Below are 4,080 nucleotides of genomic sequence, written 5' to 3'. Positions count from 1 at the left end.
GGGCAGAGGAGGAACGCCCGGAACGTCGACGTCGCGCTGACGCTGCCTATAAACGGGCATTGCAAATTGGGGACGAACCTTCTTGGCAACATGCCGAAATTGTAGAGCGCAGTTACGGTCAACTCACCGAGATGATGACCTCTCATGATCCGTATTTTGCGCGTGTTCGCGGCACCATGCAGGACATGGATGGGGAAACCTTTGAGGTAGATCTGCGCGTGCATCGTTACCATCGGTCGGAGACGTTTCCAATATCCCACCAAGAGGAAATGTTGGACATTAGTCACTTGGCTCCTTTAGCTGACTTAGTTCGTAATCCGGCACAACAGGAACTCACGCTCACCTTGAGCGATCGGAAGTTTCTCGACTGGCCGGAAGCGAGCCAGCTGGGCCACATTCAGGTACTCTCTTGTCAGGTCGAGGATATTGAATTGGAGAACAGTCGCGTCATCCGGGTGGCCCCGCGATACGGGGCTATTTTTGAAGACCGGGTGCGAAGACGTCTCCAACAGTCGGCATCCCCCGCATTAGACGTGTTAGCCGACGTGCTAGACCAGGAGCAAAACATCATTATTAATAATCGTGATCCACAGATTCGCCTGATTGTACTGGATGGTCCTGCGGGCACGGGGAAGACGGTTGTCGCCACGCACCGGATTGCCGTTGCGGAACGGCCAGATAGTCCCGGATGGTATCTTACTCCGACGCCCACACTGAGGGACTACATTAAACCCGTATTGCCTCGCTTGGGGCTTGAACGGGCGCGAGCTCAAGCCATGAGTCTCGTGGATTTGGTGCTGAGATTATGGCCAGAATTTGCTTGGGGCGATGACTTAGGCGGCATCGTACCGGAAAGTCCATTGTCCGGTGAAGAGTGGCTTGCGACTTGGACTGCCATACGCAATGAGCGACCACAATTAGGCCCCGAAGCACTTTTCCGATTGGCTGCGGAGAAGTTGGGGGTCGGTCTCAAGAAGACGTGGGAGGTATCAGATGTGGCGGCATTATTGTGGTTTGCCGTCTGGTTGAAACGGCCACGCCCTGAACCTGATCCGCAGTGGATCATTATTGACGAAGCCCAAGCGATACCGGTGCTGGCATATCGCGCTCTGGGGCAATGGCTTCCTAAGAGCACCTCCTGGGTCTTGGCTGGTGACTTCATGCAACAAGGAGCCGAACACGAGAGTCGTGATTGGCATCATATTGAAGAGACGTTGGGTGTGCCTAAAAAATCGGTGGTGCCGTTGTGGCTCAAGTATAGCTATCGGGTGCCGCCGAAAATCCACGCGGCCGCTGAGCGTTTACGACAGGCGATAGCACCCACCTCCCCTCCCAGTGAAAGTGTTCGTTGGCATGCGCAGCAGGGAGCGATTAGTGTCCGCATCTTCGAGAACCATGATGCGGTGATGGTCCATGTTCAAGAGACGGTGCAGAAGTGGAATGAGGAGGGGATGACGTCAATTGTGATTCTTTGTCCGGACCACCAACAAGTCCTTCGCTGGAGATCGCATCTGACCAGTCTGGGGATTTCAGCACAGTCACTCGATGGCAAGGGCGCCTATCAAGGGGCGCTTGCCATCGCCACATTGGATGCGGTGCGGGGACTGGAATTTGACGGCGTGATGATTCTTGATGTGACCGCGGACTATTATCCAGATACCAGGTTAGCCGCAAAAACTCTCTACACGTCTATTACTCGGGCTCGGCGGAGTGTCGAAGTGGTGGCTCGGGAGGATAATCACGTACGAGCATCCAAGTGGTTGCAGGTACTCCAAGAGCGATCGGGATCCTGAAGAGTGTTGCTTTTTGGATTGCGATAAGATAGTCTCAGGATAGAAGAAATGATAGATACCGCCATGGGGGTGAGGAATATGGAATCGACGACGATTATTTGTTGTGCCATGGTTCCTGAATCCGTGAGGGGACGGACGGTGTCCTAACGTCTTTCCTGTCATCGAAGTCCGGGGCTGTGGCCCGGGGCTTTTTTTGTTGTGCCGACTAATCGGATCACACATGATGACGGGAAAGGATTTGAAGACGAACCATGAATTCTTGCGACAATTTAGCACGGTGGGGCTTTGATAAGAGCTTTCAATCGCTCTGGAGGGAAAATAGCGCTGTAGGGAGACCAGGACGGGTTATCGCGGACTACGGAGAGGAGTATGTGGTGGTTTTGGAAGGGCAGGGGGACGAATCACCATATCTTCGCGCGAAGGTGGCGGGGCGATTGCGACACGGATCCCATGATATCGACCACTGGCCCGCTATTGGAGATTTCGTGGTGGTGGATGGCCAGGGAGAAGAAGGGCGTATCGTGGCAGTATTACCTCGACGGTCGGCCCTGATGAGAAAAAGTACGGGGGAGCCATGGGCGGCACAAGTCATGGCCGCCAATATAGATACGGTGGGTATTGTTGAGAGCTTGAACCGACCGATTAGTGCGGGACGATTAGAGCGAAGTTTGGTGCTCGCATGGGATAGTGGAGCCAGCCCAGTGATTATCCTCACCAAAAGTGATTTAGATCACGAGGCCATGAAACATATTGACGAGGTGCAGCGTCTTGCGATGGGAGTGCCTACTATCGGGATTAGTGTGCTCGAGGGCATGGGACTCGAAGCACTTCAAAAAATATTGGTGGCACAAAAGACCGTCGCCTTAATGGGGCCATCAGGAGTAGGCAAGTCGACGCTCATTAATTATTGGCTGGGAAGAAACGCTCAACAGGTGACAGAGGTGCGCCACGAGGATGGCAGGGGGCGCCACACCACCACCCATCGGTCCATGTTCCAAACCATGAGCGGTGCCTTAGTAGTAGACATCCCGGGTATTCGCGAGGTTGGCCTTTGGCATGGTGAGGTCACGGAGGTGTTCTCCGACATCGAGCAATTAGCGACAGAGTGTCTCTACCGCAATTGCCAGCATCAGTCGGAGCCAGGCTGCGCAGTCCTGGAAGCGATTGATCAAGGGGATCTGGATAGGGCCCGATTGGTACAATTTAATAAACTGGCACGAGAGTTAGCCTATATTGAGCAAAGGCGATCGCCGAAAGCCCAGTCTGAAGCACGACAGCGGTGGAAAAAGCTCACTCGTAGCACCCGTCAGAAAAAGCCTTGAGGCGCGGGCCGCCACTGTTCCGTCCTCAATCTTAAGCGCTATCAATGAGCTTTTTCGGAGAGCACTGATAAGGTATTCTGATGCGGAGGTGTTGTAGTGCTTAAAAGGTATGAGACGGTGGAAGACATTGAAGAGTTTTTGCTTGCGGGCCGCCACCACGGAAAGCCGGGTCGGAACGGGGTGGAAAAGCATCGACTAGCGGCGGAGTTGTCCGCAGATGCGCTCCATTGGGCCACAGTCTTAGCGGATTCGCAGGTGTCATCGGCTCGGCAAGTCGCGGCATTGTTAGTCGGGCCATTATGGGCACGAGATTTTTTCTGGGCTGAAGAAGCCAAAAGACTGGCCAACGATGTCGACTGGGAAGTCAGGGAATGGGTGGTATCAGCATTTCAAGTCTTCTATGAATCGCATCCGGAGATTGGGTACCCACTTTTTACAGAATGGGCGGCGCAAGAGAGTGTTGGCGTGAAGCGCGCCATTGTCGTGGCAGTCAAGGGGATTGGCCAAAGTGGGCTATCTAATCCGGCCCCACTTTTAGATATCCTATCGGGTGCGATGATCGAGGAAGAGGAGTATGTGCGAAGAAATTTGGGCCCCTTCGCGATCGGTGACGGCCTCTTAATACGATTTCCTGAGGCGGTTCTCGATTGGTTGTCACCATGGGCTTGTCATCCTTCGTGGGCCGCCCCATGGCAACTTTATGGCCGTCCATGGCTCGCCGATTTGAGTGGAGATACCGAGGAGAGGGTTTTAACCGTTTTTACCTATAGTTATCCATGGTTGTATAATTTAGGTATGAACCGAACACTTGTGGGCATTCGTGAAGCAGCCGAATTTTTAGGCGTGACTCCCTCGACGTGACGTCGAGGGGAGCATGAAGGTAAACTGATACCCGATGAACGTACCGCGGGTGGGTATCGTCGTTACGACTTAGCTCGCTTGCGTCCTGATCAGGTTCATCACCG

3 protein-coding genes are annotated in these 4,080 nt (G+C 53.8%); all 3 read left to right on the top strand.

The window, feature by feature from the left end; translation table 11 throughout:
• On the top strand, positions 1–1,793 hold a 1,793-nt coding region (locus ACOJWD_RS14960; protein WP_486994052.1), incomplete at its 5' end, for an ATP-binding domain-containing protein.
• A 251-nt stretch (positions 1,794–2,044) separates the two neighbouring features.
• A complete protein-coding gene (gene rsgA / locus ACOJWD_RS14955; RefSeq protein ID WP_486994051.1) occupies positions 2,045–3,115 on the top strand; it encodes a ribosome small subunit-dependent GTPase A in 1,071 nt (356 codons plus the stop codon).
• A 96-nt stretch (positions 3,116–3,211) separates the two neighbouring features.
• Positions 3,212–3,976 carry a hypothetical protein gene (locus tag ACOJWD_RS14950; protein WP_486994050.1) on the top strand — a complete coding sequence of 255 codons (765 nt, stop codon included), beginning with the start codon at positions 3,212–3,214 and terminating at the stop codon, positions 3,974–3,976.
• Positions 3,977–4,080: the final 104 nt, after the last annotated feature.

This window comes from Sulfobacillus sp. TH-112 (assembly GCF_057473405.1).
This window is presented reverse-complemented; position numbering and strand designations above follow the sequence as displayed.